The organism is Pseudanabaena sp. 'Roaring Creek' (assembly GCF_001402795.1).
In the GTDB taxonomy this organism is placed as follows: domain Bacteria; phylum Cyanobacteriota; class Cyanobacteriia; order Pseudanabaenales; family Pseudanabaenaceae; genus Pseudanabaena.
This window is the reverse complement of sequence record NZ_LIRE01000163.1, coordinates 1-20,516: the sequence shown is the minus strand read 5'-3', so window position 1 is coordinate 20,516 and position 20,516 is coordinate 1. Positions and strand designations below refer to the sequence as shown.

27 protein-coding genes are annotated in these 20,516 nt (G+C 43.2%); 10 read left to right on the top strand and 17 right to left on the bottom strand.

The window, feature by feature from the left end; translation table 11 throughout:
* Positions 1–150: 150 nt before the first annotated feature.
* Genes AC805_RS05135 through AC805_RS05125 form a run of 3 tightly spaced genes read left to right on the top strand, consistent with a single transcriptional unit; the run spans position 151 to position 2,344 of the window.
* Positions 151–345 carry a hypothetical protein gene (locus AC805_RS05135; RefSeq protein ID WP_156341307.1) on the top strand — a complete coding sequence of 65 codons (195 nt, stop codon included), beginning with the start codon at positions 151–153 and terminating at the stop codon, positions 343–345.
* Complete coding sequence (locus AC805_RS05130) at positions 342–644, top strand: hypothetical protein (protein ID WP_055074418.1); 303 nt, start codon at positions 342–344, stop codon at positions 642–644. The genes AC805_RS05135 and AC805_RS05130 overlap by 4 nt, the downstream gene beginning before the upstream one ends.
* Before the next feature lie 32 nt (positions 645–676).
* Positions 677–2,344 carry an FtsK/SpoIIIE domain-containing protein gene (locus AC805_RS05125; protein WP_055074417.1) on the top strand — a complete coding sequence of 556 codons (1,668 nt, stop codon included), beginning with the start codon at positions 677–679 and terminating at the stop codon, positions 2,342–2,344.
* A 74-nt stretch (positions 2,345–2,418) separates the two neighbouring features.
* Here the strand turns inward: AC805_RS05125 and AC805_RS05120 are convergent, their stop codons facing one another.
* The 8 genes from AC805_RS05120 to AC805_RS05080 form a co-directional block, all read right to left on the bottom strand.
* Positions 2,419–2,868, bottom strand: coding sequence for a hypothetical protein (locus AC805_RS05120; RefSeq protein WP_055074416.1), 450 nt, complete (start codon positions 2,866–2,868; stop codon positions 2,419–2,421).
* Between the two features lie 2 nt (positions 2,869–2,870).
* Positions 2,871–3,173 carry a hypothetical protein gene (locus tag AC805_RS05115; protein WP_156341306.1) on the bottom strand — a complete coding sequence of 101 codons (303 nt, stop codon included), beginning with the start codon at positions 3,171–3,173 and terminating at the stop codon, positions 2,871–2,873.
* Complete coding sequence (locus tag AC805_RS05110) at positions 3,166–3,561, bottom strand: hypothetical protein (RefSeq protein ID WP_055074414.1); 396 nt, start codon at positions 3,559–3,561, stop codon at positions 3,166–3,168. Before AC805_RS05110 ends, AC805_RS05115 begins: the two co-directional genes overlap by 8 nt.
* Positions 3,562–3,891 (bottom strand): hypothetical protein, encoded by a 330-nt coding sequence (locus AC805_RS05105; protein WP_055074413.1) that lies wholly within the window; start codon positions 3,889–3,891, stop codon positions 3,562–3,564. It lies immediately after the preceding gene.
* A 2-nt stretch (positions 3,892–3,893) separates the two neighbouring features.
* Positions 3,894–4,199 carry a hypothetical protein gene (locus tag AC805_RS05100; RefSeq protein WP_055074412.1) on the bottom strand — a complete coding sequence of 102 codons (306 nt, stop codon included), beginning with the start codon at positions 4,197–4,199 and terminating at the stop codon, positions 3,894–3,896.
* A 79-nt stretch (positions 4,200–4,278) separates the two neighbouring features.
* A complete protein-coding gene (locus AC805_RS05095; protein WP_055074411.1) occupies positions 4,279–4,785 on the bottom strand; it encodes a hypothetical protein in 507 nt (168 codons plus the stop codon).
* Between the two features lie 105 nt (positions 4,786–4,890).
* A complete protein-coding gene (locus tag AC805_RS05090; protein WP_055074410.1) occupies positions 4,891–5,577 on the bottom strand; it encodes a hypothetical protein in 687 nt (228 codons plus the stop codon).
* Positions 5,578–5,772: 195 nt separating this feature from the next.
* On the bottom strand, positions 5,773–6,357 hold the full coding sequence (locus AC805_RS05080; RefSeq protein WP_055074408.1) for a hypothetical protein: 585 nt from the start codon (positions 6,355–6,357) through the stop codon (positions 5,773–5,775).
* Between the two features lie 91 nt (positions 6,358–6,448).
* Between AC805_RS05080 and AC805_RS05075 the strand changes: the two genes are divergently transcribed.
* The 3 genes from AC805_RS05075 (at position 6,449) to AC805_RS05065 (ending at position 7,825) form a co-directional block, all read left to right on the top strand.
* Positions 6,449–6,661, top strand: coding sequence for a hypothetical protein (locus AC805_RS05075; RefSeq protein WP_055074407.1), 213 nt, complete (start codon positions 6,449–6,451; stop codon positions 6,659–6,661).
* 99 nt (positions 6,662–6,760) lie between these two features.
* A complete protein-coding gene (locus AC805_RS05070) occupies positions 6,761–7,246 on the top strand; it encodes a hypothetical protein (RefSeq protein ID WP_055074406.1) in 486 nt (161 codons plus the stop codon).
* Between the two features lie 150 nt (positions 7,247–7,396).
* Complete coding sequence (locus AC805_RS05065; protein WP_156341305.1) at positions 7,397–7,825, top strand: hypothetical protein; 429 nt, start codon at positions 7,397–7,399, stop codon at positions 7,823–7,825.
* 133 nt (positions 7,826–7,958) lie between these two features.
* Here AC805_RS05065 and AC805_RS05060 read toward each other — a convergent pair whose 3' ends face one another.
* From AC805_RS05060 to AC805_RS05050, 3 genes are read right to left on the bottom strand one after another with little or no spacing between them, the layout of a single operon-like run.
* Positions 7,959–8,189, bottom strand: coding sequence for a hypothetical protein (locus AC805_RS05060; protein WP_055074404.1), 231 nt, complete (start codon positions 8,187–8,189; stop codon positions 7,959–7,961).
* Complete coding sequence (locus tag AC805_RS05055) at positions 8,186–8,401, bottom strand: hypothetical protein (protein WP_055074403.1); 216 nt, start codon at positions 8,399–8,401, stop codon at positions 8,186–8,188. The genes AC805_RS05060 and AC805_RS05055 overlap by 4 nt, the downstream gene beginning before the upstream one ends.
* On the bottom strand, positions 8,401–8,778 hold the full coding sequence (locus tag AC805_RS05050; RefSeq protein ID WP_055074402.1) for a hypothetical protein: 378 nt from the start codon (positions 8,776–8,778) through the stop codon (positions 8,401–8,403). Before AC805_RS05050 ends, AC805_RS05055 begins: the two co-directional genes overlap by 1 nt.
* Positions 8,779–9,071: 293 nt before the next feature.
* Between AC805_RS05050 and AC805_RS05045 the strand changes: the two genes are divergently transcribed.
* Both AC805_RS05045 and AC805_RS05040 read left to right on the top strand, forming a co-directional pair.
* Positions 9,072–9,422, top strand: coding sequence for a Spx/MgsR family RNA polymerase-binding regulatory protein (locus AC805_RS05045; protein ID WP_055074401.1), 351 nt, complete (start codon positions 9,072–9,074; stop codon positions 9,420–9,422).
* A 175-nt stretch (positions 9,423–9,597) separates the two neighbouring features.
* On the top strand, positions 9,598–9,816 hold the full coding sequence (locus tag AC805_RS05040; RefSeq protein ID WP_055074400.1) for a hypothetical protein: 219 nt from the start codon (positions 9,598–9,600) through the stop codon (positions 9,814–9,816).
* A 5-nt stretch (positions 9,817–9,821) separates the two neighbouring features.
* Here AC805_RS05040 and AC805_RS05035 read toward each other — a convergent pair whose 3' ends face one another.
* Together AC805_RS05035 and purF are read right to left on the bottom strand one after the other, a co-directional pair.
* Positions 9,822–10,283, bottom strand: coding sequence for a VOC family protein (locus AC805_RS05035; protein WP_009627075.1), 462 nt, complete (start codon positions 10,281–10,283; stop codon positions 9,822–9,824).
* Complete coding sequence (gene purF / locus AC805_RS05030) at positions 10,280–11,815, bottom strand: amidophosphoribosyltransferase (RefSeq protein ID WP_055074399.1); 1,536 nt, start codon at positions 11,813–11,815, stop codon at positions 10,280–10,282. Before purF ends, AC805_RS05035 begins: the two co-directional genes overlap by 4 nt.
* A gap of 339 nt (positions 11,816–12,154) precedes the next feature.
* On the opposite strand from purF, the gene glpX reads away from it, so the two are divergent.
* Together glpX and AC805_RS05015 are read left to right on the top strand one after the other, a co-directional pair.
* Complete coding sequence (gene glpX, locus AC805_RS05025; protein ID WP_009627073.1) at positions 12,155–13,198, top strand: class II fructose-bisphosphatase; 1,044 nt, start codon at positions 12,155–12,157, stop codon at positions 13,196–13,198.
* Positions 13,199–13,440: 242 nt separating this feature from the next.
* Entirely contained in the window at positions 13,441–14,742 is a 1,302-nt protein-coding gene (locus AC805_RS05015; protein WP_055074397.1) for a glutamyl-tRNA reductase, read from the top strand.
* A 141-nt stretch (positions 14,743–14,883) separates the two neighbouring features.
* Here the strand turns inward: AC805_RS05015 and AC805_RS05010 are convergent, their stop codons facing one another.
* The 4 genes from AC805_RS05010 to AC805_RS04995 form a co-directional block, all read right to left on the bottom strand.
* Complete coding sequence (locus AC805_RS05010; protein ID WP_055074396.1) at positions 14,884–15,351, bottom strand: response regulator; 468 nt, start codon at positions 15,349–15,351, stop codon at positions 14,884–14,886.
* Positions 15,348–17,306, bottom strand: coding sequence for an ATP-binding protein (locus AC805_RS05005; RefSeq protein WP_197278643.1), 1,959 nt, complete (start codon positions 17,304–17,306; stop codon positions 15,348–15,350). Before AC805_RS05005 ends, AC805_RS05010 begins: the two co-directional genes overlap by 4 nt.
* Positions 17,307–17,623: 317 nt before the next feature.
* Positions 17,624–19,009 (bottom strand): FtsX-like permease family protein, encoded by a 1,386-nt coding sequence (locus tag AC805_RS05000; protein WP_055074394.1) that lies wholly within the window; start codon positions 19,007–19,009, stop codon positions 17,624–17,626.
* Between the two features lie 98 nt (positions 19,010–19,107).
* Positions 19,108–20,373: an ABC exporter membrane fusion protein gene (locus AC805_RS04995; RefSeq protein WP_055074393.1), complete on the bottom strand. Its 1,266-nt coding sequence runs from the start codon at positions 20,371–20,373 to the stop codon at positions 19,108–19,110.
* Positions 20,374–20,516: the final 143 nt, after the last annotated feature.

Below are 20,516 nucleotides of genomic sequence, written 5' to 3'. Positions count from 1 at the left end.
CGAAGATAGGAAACTATCTTGCCAGTTAGTACCACTACGGAGTGAGTAAAACCTGCGGAGGGAGGATAAGTCCAGATTAGAGATGGCTCTAACAAGGCTCTCCCAGTGAAAGAGGAAGCCCATACTCTATTTTTTTGTTTACAGAAAAAAATGAGTGTCGGGTATGTCACATCTCTTATCTCCGCAATCACAGGCATCCCAGAATATGTTGATGATCCTGATTATCAAACATGGTGGGAAATGCAAAGAGTCGTTGATGAATGCGACATCCAAGACCCTGAAGATGATATCGCAGACGAAGACGAAGAAGACAGCCAAACTAAAAAAGGATGGTTTAGTTTATGAGTAAACTGATTCTTGCTGCCATGGGTTTCATGATGGGATTGGGTTCCATTACTGGCTACTTCCTTGCCAAATGGGATATTCAAAGCAATGGATTTCCCGATCGCCAAAATGCGATCGCCGCGACTACAGCACCCGCTAAAGAAATAAGCCTTAAGCCCGCCCCAATTCCACCACGCGCTGACCTTGAGCTTAAATATGCACTCTGCACCAATTCAGCCCCAGACAAAAAAACGTTAAATCGTTTTTCGGACAAGCAGCTCAACGATTTAGTTTTTAAAGTTTGTTCAGAAAATAGTTAATCTCAGCGCCCTCTCCGTGAGGGCTTCTTATTATGTATACCTCAAACCAATTCCATACTAGTCAAGCAGTTCAAGTCACTGAGACTCAAAGAATTGTCCAAAAAGCTAGCACCTGCGTTTTTGTTGGCGCAATGAGCCTGTATGCTTCGACAGTTTTACCCAGTCATTGGGTACAAAAAATTACCACTATGTCCATTGCCAGCGGACTTGTATATGTATCGCTACGACTGGACAAACTAGGAAATCTAACCAAACCCTACGAAGCGATCGCCCATCAAACTAGCACTGCTTCATATCAGGCTTGGTTAAATCATGCGATGCAACCGCCTAAAAAAGAGGCACAAGTTACGCAGGAAATTATTAAACCTATTCCCACACACCCAATCCTTAAAGCCCTCTATGGCTTAAAGATTGAGTGTGATTTTGTCCAAGAACTGCGATCGCCTTCCTTCATCCGCACTCTAGTTAAGCCTACCAATTGCAAAGCCTCACAGGTGCTTAACACTGGGCAAGAGCTACAGCTAGAGTTAGGGCTAAACGCGCCGCCTGTGATGTCAATTAGCAATGGCGCGATCGCCATTGATACCCCAAGACCTGATCGGCAATCGGCAAAGTTTGCCGATTATTGGCAACCTTCACCAAAGTTTGAGGCGGCGATCGGTGTGGATATCAATAACAAGCTAATATCGATTGACCTTTCACAGCCCGAAAGCTGCCATATTTTGGGCGCAGGAACCACAGGATCGGGCAAGTCTGTTTTCTTACAAAGCCTATTGCTGTCTTTACTACTACAGCGATCGATCGCAGATTTACGGTTACTAATTTGTGATGCTAAAAGGGTATCTTTCCAGAAATTTAAAGATTGCGCTCACCTAATCGCGCCAATCATGTCGCAACCAGACGAAGCGATCGACTGGTTGGAACAGATGGTCAACGAAATGGAGAAGCGTTACTCCATGTTTGAGCGCTTAGGTGTAGAAAATATTGAGAGCTTTAATCAGCGTTCCTCTGAAAAATTGCCCCGCATCCTATTTTTATTCGATGAGTTTGGCGATCTATGGGATTCCTGCACCAAGGCACAAGTCGAAAAACTGGAAAACCTAATCATCAGACTCGGACAAAAAGCGCGAGCCGCTGGTATTCACTTGGTTGTATTTACCCAACGTCCCAAGAAAGTTGTCTCACCACGATTACGATCAAACTGTCCCGCTAGGGTACTGCTTACGGTTGCTGACAGTGCCGATAGTGAAGCAATACTTGGTAATAAAAATTTTGACGGCTCACAATTGCTCGGACGTGGTGACCTGTTTTTTAATGGCGATCGCTTACAGTCTTTATTAGCTGATGAGTCAGACTTTGCCAAATTGCTGATGGGTAATAATTTTGCAAATACCCATCAAAACACGGCAAATATTGCCGATCCAAATCAGCAATCAGCACCGTCAGCATTTGCTGATACTACATCAGCACCATCAGCACAAAATCAGCAATCAGCAAATCTATCAGCACCATTACAAATGATTGTGGACTACGCCGATCGCAAAGCTGATTGGATATCAGCAAGGATGGTTCAGAGTGGAATTGCCATTTTTAAATCAACAAAAGCAGACGAGATTAGGGAATATTTCCAATATCTAACCAGCCTTGGCTATGGCATTACTCGCGGCGCAGACGATGCGTTAGAGTTTTTTTCAAAGTAGTAATCAAAAAGCGATCGCTAAATTAGCGATCACTTTTTAGTTTTGGAGGACTTGCAATAGGCGATCAACGATCATCAAATATCTTCTACGGTTCCTGCTGGCAAACTACAGGCTTGAATAATAGTCGCAGTTACCGTATTAGCTCCAAAATCTCCTAAAAAACCTATGTCACTGCCATAAACCTTGAAAAGGCGCACAGTTGATCCGCATTGAAAATCGGTTTCGTTTGTCGCCACAACACTAGGCACGGTAGCTGATGTTGCAGGAAAATAAGCAGTAAATCGTTTATTTTGGCACTGATAAAAAGAAAATCTGGCGATTGCAACTACTTTTACAAAATAAGGTAAAGGCGGATTAGAGCTTGCTGAAGAAATGACTGGATTAATCCCTAGTACTTGTAGCAATCGATTTGTAGTGGAATGCTCTATACAACAAAATCCATCAGGATCGCTTGCACAATTGACTTGGCAAGAATCATAGGAACATCCGCAGGCGGTTCCAAACTGATCGCGAATTTTACCCATCCTTATCCCTTTTTCAAAACCTCAAGTACGAGTTTTTCGAGATGCTCAAACGATTTTTGCATAGACTCAAATCTCACATTAGATACCTCTTTTGCTGATTCATTGCTATTGGTAACTTGAGCGCTGACACGGTTTAACTTTTGCTCGACTGCCTCAAGATTGGCTAAGGAAACCTCATGAATTGAATTTAGCTTAGAATTTTGCTCGGCTTGAACCACTTCTATATGGTCAATGCGTTCATCAACACGATCGAGCTTGGCATGGATGCGATCGCTTTCAACCTTGGTAAAAGCCTTTCTAATCAAATTGAATATCTTGTCTATCATTGCCTTGCCTGCGCTTTATATGGATTTTCTCATCGGACAACTCAGCGATCGCATCACGGAAGCACATCACCGCACTCGGTACAGTTTTATAGATTTTTTCATCCACTTGCAGCGCTTCAATATTGAGATTTTCGGCAAAGATTAGGCGATCGTAATCAACACCAAAATACTTATCTTGATTCCCACAATAAAGTCCCCATCGTCTTAGTCCCCGTGGTCTCGCTTGCCAATGTAGTAAGCAAAAATCGCCTGTCAATTTAAAATAATCAACCAGAAATTTAAAATCAAGTCTCAATGCGCTCTCTTGGCAATTCCACGAACTCACAAAAATTGATGGGGCTATTTTTTCAATCGTTTGGACTTGCATTTATATCAATACAGGAACGACTCTGTTATAAACCGATAAGTAAGTGGGCAAAACTAACCATGGTACAGGAGTAAAAATCAGCCATGATCTTTGAGGGTCAATTGCTAATTCCTGTTTCTCAAAGCCAACAGAAAAAGTATTACCAAGTTTGACAAAGCCAACAGCAGGAACTAACGCGGTTTGTGAGATAGTTCCTGCTGCATTCCAAGTTGATTTACGGCGATCGCATCTCACCTCAAAAATGATTGGGCTTTGCTCAAAAATAATTGGCAACTTTACAGGATTAGCACCCCTCAAATCGAAACGATACTCAGCCCTGTAAAGCAACATATTTAACGGAGGAAGCTTGCAGTACGAACCTTGGAGCCATTGACATTTTTACCCTTCACGCCTTTAAGCACAGATGCCGCCTTATCAGGAGCAAAGTATAAAACTACGGACTTTCCATTTTCTAGGTTTGCACGAAGCTTAGGCAAAACACCACTAGCACCCTTTGCAGGGTTGACCCCTTCACTAGCACTTTTGACCTTTTTTAAGCCAAGCGCACTAGCAACCGACTTATAGCGGTTTTCTTGAGAATAAAATCCAACCTTGACAGATCCAGCACCTGAACCTTCATAAATTACACGAGCACCCATTACTTCTTTACTCCAAAGAATAGTTAATCAAAATAGTTGAGATAGAAACAGGTGAAGCGAATACTTCACTTGTTAAAAATTAAACGTAGCTAAGAGCCGTTAATGTGACTTCACCAGTAGTGCCAAAGCTAGCGGTAAAAGGAATTTCGGCTGTAATTGTGGCTACACCAGTTTCATTGTCGTAAGCAAGCTGGATGTTGTTTGGTTGATCAGCTTCAGGTGTGATCGTTTTCTCAGCCGCAGATAACTTTTGAGCAATCTCTAAAACGAGAGACGGATAATCCGTAGATTTGGATTCTCCAGTTCCAGGCACAAAAGTACTGTATGGAGCACCGAGATAGTCTTTCGCATCAATCACCCATCTACCAGTAGTATCAAGGCTGTTTAGAGTAGCTAGAGATGCGGAAATGGCGAAAGTTTTGCTGTCGAATGAAGCGCTCATTGACACATTATTCTTAACCCTTGTAGGGTTTGCGGCGTTGTAACTGACTTCAGCTTCATTTAGTTTGCGGATTGACTCCACAAATGCCGAAACAAGATTGGTAGAGTCCAGATCAGAGCCTGTATTTGAATATGCAGTTCCCATAAAATCCTACTGATTTCAATAATATGCAAATAAATTACAGCCTAAAACCTTTATATAGCAATGGTTTGACGATAGTTGTTCTCTTGGAGATTAACCCCCAAGAGATTACACATAGTCCAATGGTGTAATTTTTATTTGACCTTGATTATTAGTTGACGAGGAAAAGGGGATAGTAGCTGATACAAATACTTTCATCTCTTCTATATCTATTCGTGTTTCTATATTCTTAGGGTTTTTAATATAAAATCCCTCATCAGTTGGAGCCTCTTCAAATATTGGAGATGCGGGGTTTTGTTCTGTAAAGTCTCCTAAGTCAATAATTGGGCTAAAAGATGTTGCAACTGTTTCAACAGATTCCCAATCGATTTCATCGGTATATTCAATTCGATAGAAATCATCAATAGGAAAATTGAAGTAATCGGGAGGATAGTAATAGTCGGGGGTGTCGATATAATTTCCATCTTCTATAATCTGCTCTCCTACCTCAAGCACAAAGGCAATCTGAGCAAATAATTGTCCTATATTTTCTGGATCTCCATAAACTACCTCTGCATCATCAGTGTAGATATCTTCTATCTCTAATTCAGGAGCATTGGTATCTACATTAGGAACAATAGTTAATGGTAATTCAGCATAAATAGAATATATACTTTGATTGAAATCAGCTTCAATAGATATTGTCTTTATTGGCTTGCTAGGTATTCGTAAATTACGGATAGATTGTATTTCTAGAAGCCGAAAAGCAGATTCTATAAAAGCTGTAGATTTCGTATTTGCAAGCAAATCTATCATTTTTTTTCTAATTTCTTAGGTTTAAAAACATACCATCTCCCCCCTCTTTTAATTGCTTCAATCTTTTGTCCATAAATTTGATATAAAACTGCTCTTGTCGAATAATTAAAAAGCTTTGCGTATTCAGCCACAGGTATATACCTTGACATATCATAGCGAGGCTTATGTGATGTAGCTCTACAGTTTCTAAGTCTATTATTCATATAAATCTATTGACCAGTCTGGTTTAAGGTCTAATTGCCCCTTTGAATAAAACTCTGCTCGCACTGCACGGGTAGTCACTTTTTTTAGTTCGTCAGGACGCTCAGCAAGCTTAGGATTTTTTACCCCTTTTAAGAATTTCCCATCTACAAAGGTTTTATAAGCGTTGATAACTCGCTTAGCCTCAGTGTTAGTAGCACAGTTGACTATGATTTTCGAGTTGTCATTAAGCGTTAGAGTTGCTTGGATGCCGCCTTTTTTAATGTCTGGAAATTTAGGTTTGTAGTTTTTGGGTTTGCTGTAATGGGGAATATGTTGTGTGTGATAGTAAGTGCCGAATTTGCGCCCATCCCATTCTCGATAAAGGATGGCTAATTGAGGGCGATCGCTATTTAACCTTGTCTGCCACCAATCGGGAAAGATAACAGCACCTCCAGACATACAGCCTTTCAGGGCAAGCTGGGCAGATGCGGCTAGAGCATCTTTTTGAGACTGGCTAACACTTCCCACTCTGACTTCTAGGGTCATCGTTTTTTGGGTTGCTTCACCGTCTTTACACTCTACATAGGGGATATCCAATTTTTCATACCTCAATTCTTCATCGGTTGGGCATTTGCAATCATTCGGTTTGCGTTTAGGCTGAGTTTTTGGCTCTGTACTTGGCTTTGGTGTGGTTCTAGTTGTCGTTTTAGTGGTTGTGGTCTTACCCGTTTTATTGGTAGTAGTGGTGGTGGTTTTAGTTGAAGGATTTAAGGATGGGTTTGGAGGTGTGGTGGTGGTGATGTTTATAGGCGGTGCTGTTGGGGTTTTAGCAGGTGCGATCGTTGGTGGTGAGCTTGGCTTAGGTGATGGATTTTTGGTAGGGGTCGTTGTAGGAGTCTGAGCAGGTGTAACTGTTGGTGGTGAGCTTGGTGTGGGATTAGGTGTTTTTGTTGGAGTACTTGGGGTTTGAGCAGGTGTAACCGTTGGGGGCGATGACGGTGTGGGATTAGGTGTTTTTGTTGGAGTAGTTGATGGTGGAGTTACAGGGCTAGGCGAAGTCGGAGTTGTCGGCTTTGGCGATGGTGGAATTGCGGGTGGAGATACTGGATTTTGTGCGGGCGCGGGAGTGGGTACGGTCGCTGGTCTAGGAGAAGGGGCGATCGCGGGTGGTGATTGTGGTCTTGTTGATGGCTGTGGGCTTTTTGGTGTAACAGGCTGTGGTGATGGCGCGGGTCTGTTTGGTGTAGTTGATGGATTGATTGTTGGTTGTGGTGATGGTGATGCAGGTTTTGCAGGCGGATTAACAATTGGTGGAGAAGTAGGTTTGATCGATGGAATTACTATAGGTGCAGATGGCTTTGGAGAGGGTGGGGTTACTGGTTTTGATGGGGTAGGTATCGTTGGAGTGTCGGGTTTAGGCGCGGGGGGTGTGGTAGGCGTAGTTGGTTTAGGCGCGGGGGTGATGGGTGATGGTGATTTCGGATAGACAAACGGAATTTTCCCAGGCGAGATCGGCTCTGGGATTGGTTGAATAATTGGGGGTGATGTTGGCTGTCGTGAAGGCTGAGATGGTGGAGACTTTGGAGTTTCTGAAGGTGTCGTTTGAGGGGGGGATGTTGGGGTTGTTGAAGGCGTTTTGGGTCTCTTAAAGGGGACGATATTATTTCCGCCATCTTCATCGGGTGTCTGCCTGCGGACTGGTTTTGTGGCGGGTTGGGTTTGTGGCAATGTCTCAACCTCATTAGGCAAAGGTTTTGTAACTGGACGAGTTCTTACAGGCGCGGCGACAGTTGCTGTAGCCCGACCTGATGGTGATTCACGTAATGTTATGCCTGACGAGCTGGCAGCTCGCGATGTAGTTCTAGCCCTATCAAAAGAAACAGCATTATTTTTAGCCTGTGGCAATCTACGAGCCGAGGGCAAAGGCGGATCGCGCCTAGGAAATGGCGGTTTACGAGTTGTTGAAGGATATGGCTTTTTTGGTTGTGGAGATGGAGTTTTAGGTTTAGGGGGTGGACTCTTTGGCGACTGTGGACGAATGCTGCTAGGGGATCTTCCTCCATAAGCAGAGACTATTGCTTCAAAAATGTCTCTTACATAAGGGCGTGCAATTTTCCACCAATCAGGGGATTTATCAGCGATGATTGATGCCATTCCTGCGACATCTGCTAATTTCTTTTCCAAGCCGCTACAATCGGTCATCCTCGCACTCCTCTAGCTGTATCTGAATACCGTCTAGCAGCCGTTTCGTAAGCTGATTTTGCCGATAGATAGTCAGCGTAAGCGCCATAATTAGAAGTTTGATTGGCGAATTGATCGGGATTAGTCCCGCCTCTAAGAGATGCGTAGTAAGCAATCTCCTCTGCCTGAAGGCGCAACAAAGCGGCTTTTTGGCTGTTTAGCTTTGCCTCTAGCTCTTCACATGTCATCCTCTTACCCCTCTAGTGTATCCACCATTGTTTTTAATCCTTTGTTTGATTAGCTCATCAGTAGCTTTGTTTAGTCTCTCTGCTTCCCTCCAGTACCAGTCAGCTTGTTTTCTGAGTGAGTCCATATATCTAGGGTTTTGTTTATAGTCGTATTCGGCGATCGCTTGGTCGATCGCCGCCAACAATGCCTGTAGAGATTTGCAATCACTCATTAGATATCATCAGGATCGGGTGTGTTTGACCCAAGATCGGGCGCATAAATATCTACCGCATAGCTAAATTGCCGCTTACGGGTAGTGGTAGAGCCTACAATGCGATCGGCAAGCGTGACGAATGCCAAGGTGACGACACAGTTGATGCTTTGATCGGATAGGTTGGCACTAATTTGGAAAAATTCATAGGCTTTGTTCATCATGTTGGTCAACCACTTTTGCGGATTGGTTGCACCCGCTGTTGCACTTCCCCATGTTGCAAAGTCGGATGCACGAATCACCAAAACAGGATCACTAGCACTTGCAGTGATTGATGTGGTCGAAGTTAAAACACTGGCATTATCACCAAAAAAGTTAGCGATCGTTGGACTTGGCATAATTTCATCTAGAAAGTTTCACCTATTGTAAATCAACATCGTGAAAGGTAATCTAGGACTGGATTTAAGGCATATTTTAAGCCAATTTTTTAAGCGAATTTTCAAAGCCTTGATACATAAGAGTTTTATATTAATAGTTACAGGACTTAAAATCCGTTGACCGTAAGGTCGTAAGGGTTCAAGTCCCTTCACCCCCATTTCAGTTTAACAAGGGAGGAGTGCTTTGCACTCCTCCCTTGTTTTTGTGATATCGCTACAATAGCGAAGTAACTAGTCATAATTTGAGTAAATCTATGTCGATTCAAGTTTATGGTATTCCTAATTGTGGTACATGCAAAAAAGCGATCGCTTGGTTAGAAAGTCTAGGTATTGCCTATGCATTTATCAATACCAAAGACTATCCTCCCACTCGTGCGACGATCGCTGAATGGGTAAATGCCTTAGGTGAAAGATCGATGCGAAACACTTCAGGACAATCCTATCGATCGCTTGGTGCTGAAAAAGAGACCTGGTCGCATATTCAATGGATTGAAGCCTATGCCAAAGATTCGATGTTGTTGAAGCGTCCTTTATTTGTGAAAGATGGCAAAGCGATCGCGATCGGCTTTAGAAATCCTGAGGAAATCAAACAGAAATTAGTCTAAGTAACAGAGAGGACTTTTCCGATCCCATTCCTCTCTCATTCCTCAGAGTGATAGAAATCCTGAGACAACTTAAAGTATATTGATGATGTAGTTAACTGGCTAATTTACAGACTATAAAAATAAGCTATAAAAATAGACTACAAAATTTATCCAGATCACTTGAGGTTAATTTCCTATGAGTCAAAGATTAAAGCGATGGGAATCCCCGCGCAAAGAAGGTAGAAATGATAAAGGCAAAGGCGGCTCCGCTCGTCAACGCCAAAAACAAAAACAATTCCGAATGCTACGTAAAAAATTAAAGGAAGGAATCAATCAGCAAACAAAAAGAGATGGCGCTAGCGCCATCTCTTTTTGTTTGCAACTCCAAAAGCTAGTGCAAAGTACTAACTTTTAACTTTTTTAATGCGTAACAACAGGAACTTGTTGAGCAAAGTTAGCATCGCCAACCTCATGAAAATCAGTCTCACCAAAAATTGCCGTTTCAAACTTGTAATGCTTGAATTCTAGAATATTGCCAGAATTATCTGCCAAGAAAAAAGTTCGATGCTCTAAAGGAGTATCCACAAAGCGAACTTTTGGTTTCTGATAAAACTTCAGACGCTTATCATGGACTTTTTCTAACAAAGCCATCCAATTATTTTCCGAATAAAACACTAATCCGAAATGGCGCGGATAAATACCACGCTGAGACTCAAGGTTCTCATGAGTAACATGGGCAACCAGCTGGTGACCGTACAAACTCATGATCAGCGAGTCACTTGACTCGCGTCCTGCCAGACAACCCAACCCATCAATATAAAAAGCTTTAGTGCTTGGAATATCTTTGACTGGAAATGCGAGATGAAAGAGGATCTTGGTCATGTTGCCGTATTTTCTAGCATAAGTTTGGTGCGCTTGAGCTTATCAGGAACTGCAATGGGATATTTTCCTGTAAAACAAGCCGTGCAAAAATGCGTGGTATCAATTTGTGTCGCTTTTAACATTGCGTCATGACTGAGATACGCAAGCGTATCTACCTCAATCTGTTTGGCGATCGCCTCAACAGAGTTATGCGAAGCGATCAAATGGTCTTGCGAGTCCGTATCAATACCATAAAAGCAAGGATGAGTAACGGGAGGAGAAGAAATACGCATATGTACTTCAGTCGCCCCAGCCTCACGTAATGCTCTTACTATTTTACGACTCGTCGTTCCTCTTACGATCGAATCATCGATCACAATTACCCGTTTATCCTTCAAAACATCCTTCAGGGTGTTCAGCTTCATTCTGATGCCAGATTCGCGCATCGCCTGAGTTGGTTGAATAAACGTACGCCCCACATATCGATTTTTAATCAAACCTTCTGCGTAAGGAATTCCTGACTCACGGGAAAAGCCGATCGCCGCAGGAATTCCAGAATCAGGTACGCCAATAACTATATCAGCATCAACAAAATTCTCTTTAGCCAGTTGAGCGCCAATTCTCATTCTGTAAGTGTAGAGACTTTCATCATGCATAACGCTATCGGGTCGTGCAAAATAAATCATTTCAAAAACACAGAGTTTTGGTTTTGATTCTTCCCATTGTAGAGATTGGATCCCATTTTCCATCGTGATGATGACTAATTCTCCAGGGAGAACCTCACGCACATACTCCGCGCCGATAATATCTAGCCCACAGGTCTCTGAAGATAACACATAGGAACCCTCAGATGTCTTGCCAATCACGAGGGGGCGAATCCCATAGGCATCGCGAGCACCTGCGATCGCATTTGGCATAGCCATCACCAAACTAAATGCACCGTGACAGCGATGTAATGCGGTTTCGATCGCTGCTTGCCAAGTCTTACCATCTGCGATCGCCTCGGAAACCGCAAAAGCAATTCCTTCTGAGTCCGTAGTGGATGCAAGGTCATGACCTTGTGCCGATAGCTCGCCACGCAACTCAGTAGCATTTACCAAGTTGCCATTGTGCGCCAATGCAAAATCTCCCAATCGAGTATTCACAATAATCGGCTGAGCATTACAGACCTTACTGGAGCCAGTAGTTGAATAGCGGTTATGACCAATTGCCAAAGCTCCTTTCATCTCTGACAAGATTGATTCATTAAAAATCTGAGCAACAAGCCCCATTGCTTTATGGGTATGGGTATTGCCAAGAGCGTCATATACAGTGATACCTGCGGACTCTTGACCACGATGTTGCAATGCATATAGTCCAAAGTATACGAGCTTAGCAACATCCCCCTGCGATGCTAATACTCCAAAAACGCCGCAAGCCTCTTGGGGCTTGTCAGTTTCAATATCATCATCACTATCAGCCTCTAGCTCATCAGCATCAAGATCTCTAGGATTTACAAGGTCTTTAGGCATCTCATCAACAAAAACAGAGTGGTCAGAATAGTCTGGCAACATAGCAGTTATACGCAATACATTTAGGTTGGGTAGAAGAGAAAAGCCCACCACTAGATCGTACCAGTGTTAAGCATTTCTTAACCAATATCAACCCAGAAAAGCGGGTGAGATAATTTCAATATCTTTTTGCTCTTTAATGGCAAGCAAAATTATTAAAATTTAATATAACTCATTTGGTCTTCTTATAGGTTTGTGGACAGTCTGCCCTGTAAACTTAATTACGAGGTTGTGTAGTACGGCACAACTAGACTTAATTTTGTTTTCTGATTCTAGAAAATTTCTAGAACATAACAAAAGCTTAATAGTTGCAAAATTTAGATAAATTAAGGATTCCTACGCATGGATAATACAATCAGCCTTGAGATTATTGAGGTCGTCGAACAAGCGGCGATCGCATCTTCTCGGTGGATGGGCTTGGGCAAAAAAGACGAAGCCGATGAAGCAGCCGTTGAAGCAATGCGCGAACGCATGAATAAAATTCACATGCGCGGACGTATCGTTATCGGCGAAGGCGAACGTGACGAAGCACCCATGCTCTATATCGGTGAAGAAGTTGGTATTTGTACACAGCCAAATGCAGCCGAATTCTGCACCCTTGAGGAATTACAAGAAATTGACATTGCTGTCGATCCTTGCGAAGGGACAAACCTCGTTGCCTATGGTCAAAACGGCTCGATGGCTGTTTTAGCGATATCTGAGCGTGGAGGCTTGTTCCAAGCGCCCGACTTTTATATGGACAAACTAGCTGCGCCTCCTGCGGCAAAGGGTCACGTAGATATCCGCAAAACACCTACCGAAAATCTGAAAATCCTTTCAGAATGTCTTAATCGTTCGATCGAAGAATTAGTCGTTGTGGTGATGGATCGCCCTCGTCATAAAGGTTTGATTTCGGAAATCCGTGCCGCTGGCGCTCGTGTTCGTTTGATCAGCGATGGGGATGTATCTGCGGCAATTTGCTGCGGTTTTGCTGGCACAAATATTCACGCCTTGATGGGCATCGGTGCGGCTCCTGAGGGTGTCATCTCTGCTGCGGCAATGCGTTGCTTGGGCGGACATTTCCAAGGTCGTCTCGTTTACGATCCAGCCGAAGTTAATACTCCTGAAAGCGCCAAGTGGACTCGTGAAGGTAACTTGGCTCGTCTTAAGGAAATGGGTATCGAAGATGGCGATAAGGTCTATGATGCTCACGAACTGGCCTGTGGTAAAGATGTATTATTTGCTGGCTGTGGTATTACTCCAGGCACTTTGATGGAAGGTGTCCGTTTCTTTGGTGGCGGTTGCCGTACTCAGTCTTTGGTCATCTCTACCCAATCGAGGACTGCTCGTTTTGTTGACACCATTCACTTGACTGGTGAAAGCCCCAAAACTATTAACTTACGTTAGTCAAGGGGATGTCTTTACAGACAAGTTTGCTCGGATAAACGAAAGATTGAATATAAGGGCAATTATGTATACAAGGGGCTTAAGCCCCTTGTTTTTTCTGGGTTTTTTCTGGTTAGAATCTATCCATACGTTAAGTATTTTGAAGCAGTAATAAGTACCTACTACAGTGGTAGCTATCTCCTGATAAGCTCTTCCCATAAGATAATTATTTCTAGTCCTAAATTAAGAAACGCATTTACGATATGAATATTGCAGTTGTTGGCTTGAGTCATAAAACGGCGACTGTGGAAGTAAGGGAAAAGTTGAGCATTCCCGAAGATCGCATGGAAGCAGCGATCGCTCAACTGATGAGCTATCCGAATATTGAAGAAGCTGCAATTTTGAGTACCTGTAACCGCTTAGAGTTATATGTGGTTACTAGTGAAGCCGAAGGTGGCATTCGCGAAATCATGCAGTTTCTGGCGGAATTTAGCCAGTTACCTCTACAGTTCCTCCGTCGCTATCTGTTTATTCTGCTCCGTCAAGATGCGGTAACTCATCTGATGCGGGTCGCTTCGGGCTTAGACAGTCTCGTGCTTGGTGAAGGACAAATTCTCGCTCAGGTGAAAAACACTCATCGGCTCGCTCAACAGCATAACGGCGCGGGTCGCATTCTCAATCAACTTTTTAAACAGGCTTTGTCAGCTGGTAAAAGAGTTCGTACTGAGACGGAAATTGGTACGGGTGCAGTATCAATTAGTTCGGCGGCTGTGGAGTTAGCTCAGATTAAGCTACAAAATTTGTCAGATAAACACACCACGATTATTGGTGCTGGCAAGATGTCACGCCTATTGGTCAAACATTTGATCTCAAAGGGCGCACAAAAAATTGCCATTGTCAATCGATCGCGCGATCGTGCGGCGGCGATGCTCAAGGAATTTGAAGCCAGTGAGGCTCAGTTTGACATTCGTCCCCTCGATCAGATGTTGGACTGTGTCGCGATTTCCGATCTGGTATTTACCAGCACAGCATCGACAGAAGTAATTCTCAGCCGCAAAAATCTGGAAGCGATCGCGGTCAATCATACAGGTTTGACCCTCGTAGATATTTCTGTGCCTCGTAATATTAGTTCTGATGTCAATGAGCTGCCCAATACTAGGGCTTATAACGTTGACGATCTCCAAGCGGTAGTTGCCGAAAATCAAGAGAGTCGTCGGCAGATGGCAATGCAAGCGGAAATCTTATTAGAAGGTTGTGTTGCTGAGTTTGATACATGGTGGCGATCGCTTGAAACTGTTCCGACGATCAGCAAACTGCGCCAAAAAATGGAAATCATTCGCGAACAAGAGATGGAAAAAGCTCTGTCTCGTCTTGGCAATGACTTTGCTGATAAGCATCAAGATGTAATCGAGAGCATGACTCGCGGCATTATCAATAAAATTTTGCACGATCCGATGGTTCAGTTACGCGCTCAGCAGGACATTGAGACGCGCCGTCGGGCAATGCAAATGTTACAGGTACTATTCGATCTAGATTCACCATCTAGTCAATTGAAAGAAGGTTAAAAATACAAAACAATAAAAAAGTCGCCATCTGGTGACTTTTTTATTGTTTTTTATAAAGCCCAAAGATGGCGGCGCTTCCGCCGCCATCTTTGGGCTTTATGTCCTAGTAAACTTGGTGATAGCTATAGAAGGAGAGACGTTTTAGAAATTGGGAGAGCGATTAATTAAAACCCAATAAAATCCTAACTGTTCGACGGATTTATAAAATTGTTCGCAATCGACGGGTTTAACGATATAACTATTGACTCCTAATTTATAGCTTTCGATGACATCGCTCTCATGGGAAGAAGAAGTTAATACTACAATCGGAATCGTTCGCGTACGCGGATCCGATTTAATCTGTTGCAAAACCTCTAATCCACTAACTTTGGGTAACTTGAGATCTAACAAAATCATTTTCGGATGATCATTTATCTGGCGAGAGGTATACTTACCGCGACAAAAGACAAAATCCAGTGCTTCCGCACCATCCTGTAGGAGTTTAATTTGATTGCTGATTCTGCCACGACGTAAAGCACGGATTGCTAATTCTGCGTCAGCAGAATTGTCTTCAACCAGCAAAATGAAAACACTTTGATCGGTATATTGATCGGGAAGTAGGTCTATCATTGATTGATATATCGATCGGGGATCGTGAAATAAAAAGAAGCACCTTTCGCGATCGCTGCCTCTGCCCAAATACTACCACCATGTCTTTGAATAATTCTCTGGGCGATCGCCAGTCCAATACCCGTACCCTCAAAATCCTGTTCGAGATGCATCCTCTGAAATACACCAAATAGCTTATCGGCATATTGCATATCAAACCCAGCACCATTATCGCGAATGAAATATACAACGCAATCGGTACCAACTTGATAGCCAATTTCGATCCGAGCCCTCTCCGTTTTGCCCGTGTATTTGATAGCATTGGAAATCAAATTAGTCCATACTTGCGTTAACAATGAGAAATCAGCCTCGCAGTCGGGCAGATCGGCTATGACTAATTCAATGGAGCGTTCTTGAATTATTGCCTCAAAATCAGCTAATACTTTTTTAATCAGACTGTTAACGGCGATCGCGCGGCGGGAGAGAGTTTTTCGGCTCAGTCGCGATAGATTTAATAGATCGTCAATTAATTCACCCATGCGTTTGGCGTTGTCGCGCACAATGTTTAGGTAGCGATTACCCTCACTACCTAAGACGTTTTGGTAGTCTTCTTGTAAAATTCGCGAAAAACCATCGATCGCTCTCAGTGGGGCGCGGAGATCGTGGGAAACGGAATAACAAAAAGATTCTAATTCCTTATTTGCCGCCTCTAGTTGGACTGTTCGTTGTTTCACCCGCGCTTCAAGGGATTGGTTAAGTTGAAATAGAGACTCATTAACTGCCTTACGCTCTAACTCGGCAGTTGCTCTGGTTGCAAAAACTTTGAGAATATTCTTAATTTGGTCTGGATCTGGTAGCGGTTTCGTATCGAGAATACAAAGATTGCCAATCGCGTTTCCATGGGAGTCTTCCAGTGAAATGCCCATATAACTATCGGCTTGCATGGCAACCAGATCCCTATCTTCAGGAAAAAATTGCTGTACCGAGCCATTACAGAAGAACTCACCATTTTTTAATGTCAACTCACAGGGAGTATTTAAAGAAAAATAAGTCATTGGTGCCAAGAAATCACCGTCATACCAAAAAGCCAATGTCCGAAATCGACAATCATCTACCAACTCTGATACTGAAGCATACTTCACATTTAATGCCTCTGCCATATGCTTCACGAGAGCGGGAAAGAAGTCTTCACCTGTAACCGCAGCCGTTGCTTCCGTAATATCGCGCAGGATCGTTGAAACTTGCAAGATCGCGGTTAGGCGATCGCGTTCCTCTTTAGCGAGTTGGCGATCGGCAATCTCCGCTTGTAAAGCCCTATTGATCTCTGACTGCCGCTGAATCAATCGAGACTTTACCAGTGAGATAGCCGCTTGAGATGAGAGGAAATCCAGCATTTCAACCCGTTGCGGAGGGAATGCATTGGCGATATGATTATTTTCTAAAACTATAATGGCGGTGATATTGCCCTGATTTAAAAGAGGCATACATATCAAGGATTTTGACTCGCATTGCTTCATCCATTTCTTAATCCAAGGATCGTCCAGAAAACTTTCCGCTTGGATAGCATTATTCAAGACGACAGTTTCTTGAGTGCGAACTACATAATTAACTACAGAAATAGGGACATAGGCGCGATTTTCGACGATCGCATCCATTGGCATAGATTGCACCAAAACCCCTTCTATAGTCTTGATTGCTTCAATCTGCCATTGAGCATCCAAAGAATTATCTATATTTGATAATAATAAATATCCTGTTTGCGCCCCCGCAATCTCAACCCAAATATCCATCAGCTTGACAAGGAGAGGATGAAGATCTATTTCGCTAGCGATCGCTTGAGAAGCTCGTAATAAATTCTCTAGATCTAGGACTGCAATATTACTCAAATTAGAGATTAAACCTTGTAAACTTGGTTCGACGGTTCGATCGATTGAGAAATCTCTTGAATTTTCCGCAATGTCCTGTTTCGCTAGCATAATCATTCACATTAATTATTTCACGAGATACTCAACTAGATTTCCCAAAACACAGTAAGTAAAGATTTTCCTCCGTTATACCAATTCACGAAAGTGTGACAACACTTTCGTGAATTAAGCACTAATCCCAGTAAGGCTTTGAGATTCCCAAAATGGCAACGCCATTTTGGGAATTGGTATTACTCATAGGGATTGATTGCGTACGCTTTTGGATTGTAAGATTATTTATTCATGCTTACTTATTAAAATATTCTTAAAAGTTAAAATAATATTAAACCAATAAAAAGGCGATCGCTCAGCGATCGCCTTTTTGCTTCTTACCCAAAAATCTCCGCAGGATCGGCAGATTGAACTTTGCGTAGCGATATTGCGCCAGAAATCACACACATCACTATGGTCAATATCATCACGGGAATTGCTTTATCCCAGATATATAGCGGCAGTAACGTGGCATTTTTAGTGAGGTTATATAGCCCAAAGGAAATGCCTAAGCCTGGAATAAAACCCAAAATTGACAAAACAAAAGCTTCTTGAATGACAATTTGGGCTAGATACAAATTGCCATAGCCCATCGCCTTTAGTGTGGCATATTCGGCAAGGTGATCGGAAACGTCGGTATAGAGAATTTGATAGACAATCACAATACCGACAATGAAACCCATGACCGTACCGAGACTAAAGATAAAACCGATCGCGGTACTTTTTTGCCAGTAACCTTTTTCAAAGTCGATATAACCTTGCATCGTCAGAATTCGGGTATCATCGATCGCCGCATCTTGAGTTTTTTTGAGATCCTCAATGGTTAGATCGGCCTTAGAAATAACGACCTTATCTTTGTTCTCCTCGCGAAGGATTTTGCCATCAACACCGATACTTTCCTTATACAAAATCTGTATTCTCTTACCATCGGGCTGGATCTTTTCGCGGGGTAAAACTACGGATTCACTAGGTTGACTGAGGATAAAGTTCCGCATGGCTTCGTAGGGAGAAGCCTCAGGGCGCAAATTGATCAAACCCACGTTAATTAATCCCGCGCGTCTCGTATCAAAAATCCTGAGGAAATTAGTATCACTGGTAATCACCGTACCATCGGCAGCAAAGGATGCCCCTAGCTCAAATAATCCTCCAACCCTGATTTTACGGTTAGCCACTTCCCGATTGACTAGGTTATTACAGCCAAAAGCATCATCGGTAAACTTAGTTTTTAGAGCTAACATGCCGCATTCCGCAACAACTGGACCAAATTCAGCCCGCGAAGCGCGATCGAATAGAACTACGTCTTGAGTCTTGACGCGATCGATGTTTAATTCGGCTCCTGGCATTTTAAAAACTTTTGCATCTGGATTGGCTCCTAATACGAGAATGTTACGGGTCTGTCCCGCAGGATCTTCTTTGATTTTCCAAGCTCCCGTAGCAATATAAAGAGGATTAACCGATGCGACATCCTTCATCCCCAAAGCCTGATAAAGACGACGCTGGGAGAAGTTCCGCATTCCCACCAAATTGGTTGATTGCGGACTGATAATCACCAAATCTCCCACCAAATTACTTTGGAGACGAACTGCACTGGTAAAGAGAGCGTCTCGAAATCCTAATTGTAAAAACATGAGGACTACGGCAAAAGTGATTCCTGCGATCGCTACTAGCAGACGGCTTTTTTCGTAAGTAAGTTGCAACCAAGCAAGAGGTACGGCAAAAATCATAAATTCACGTGACGGTTTTTAAAATAGGTACAAGTTAAGCTGTGGTCTTTAGAAGCACATTAAAAAAAGCACATTAGAAGCAAATTAAAAAAAGCGCATTAAACTTCAACCTTGACTCTGACTTGTAAATTAGTAAGCCCTGAAACCTTGGTGCTTTCGTCTAGTTTGATCTTGACTTCGATAATTCTCACATCGGTTTTGGCGGCAGGATCGGTACCGAGAACATCATTTTTGGCAATTCGCAAACCAATGCGATCGACCTTGCCCGTAATTTCACCTTCAAAAGCTTCGCTTTCGATCGTTGCCTTTTGTCCGACTTTGATTTTGCCGATATCAGTTTCATAGATCTCAGCTACAACATACATTTGACTGGTGTTGCCAATTTCGATCACTCCCCCAGTCTGGCTAACTATTTCACCAACTTTAGAATTAATTTTCAGAACTTGTCCGTCAATGGGAGCGCGAACTTGGGCTAGATCGAGAGCAACTTCAGCCTTTTTGACATTAACGATCGCAGTTTGTAATTGAGCTTCGGCATATTGCACATCAATCGGACGCACTTCTTGCACGCTGCTGAGTTGTCCCTGAGACTGGCGCAATTGAAATTGAGCCTGCTGCACCTGTTGCTGAGCCTGTAAAAGCTGTCCTTGTAAAGTATCAACCTTGAGCCTATAGGTATCGAGGACGGTTTGTGAAATTGCGCCTTCTTTATAAACCTGTAAAAAGCGATTGTAATCTCTTCCAGCAATCTCTAATTCAGCCTTGATTCTGGCGGCATTGGCTTCCAGCGATTTGATATTCGCCGCCGCAGACAGGACATTCCCTTCTTGGGCGACAATATCTCCACTTTTTGCTCCAGCACGGACTTTTGCTAAATTGCGATCGCTCTCTTGGGCTTGACTTTGGGCTTGGAGCAAGGCTGCGACCGAGGTGTCGTAACTATCGAGTATGGCGATCACCTGCCCTTGTTTGACGACATCTCCCTCTTTAATCATCATCTTCACAATTCGCGAAGTACCCAGTGCCGAAGGAGACGCAACTTTGATTACCTCTCCCTGTGGCTCTAGGCGACCTAGGGCACTAATTGCCTTGGGTTGGTCTTTACTGCCAGACACATTAGTTGAGGTTGCCGTTGGGGCTGGATTACTGCTAAAACGCCCAAGGACAAACCAAATGCTGATGCCCAGTGCTGCAAGCGCGAGGGCGATCGCAGGGAGTAAAAATTTATTCGATTGTTTGGGTTGTAGGGCGTTTTTCATGGGACTGGTTTGATTTCTGGCAGAGTTACTTTGTGCATCTTCCGCTATATTACCGATTTCCGTCGCCATTCCTATCTGTTTGTCCGCCTGTTCGTCTACCTGCATAGCTCCTCACCTCTAATTAATCAAAACTCAATCCAAATTAAAAATAGACCACAGTCTATCAAGCTAAGTAGCTAAGCATAAGTAAACTTAAAACCTAGAAGAGCGTACCGCCCGCTACGCGGGCGGTACGCTCTCTGGTTTTG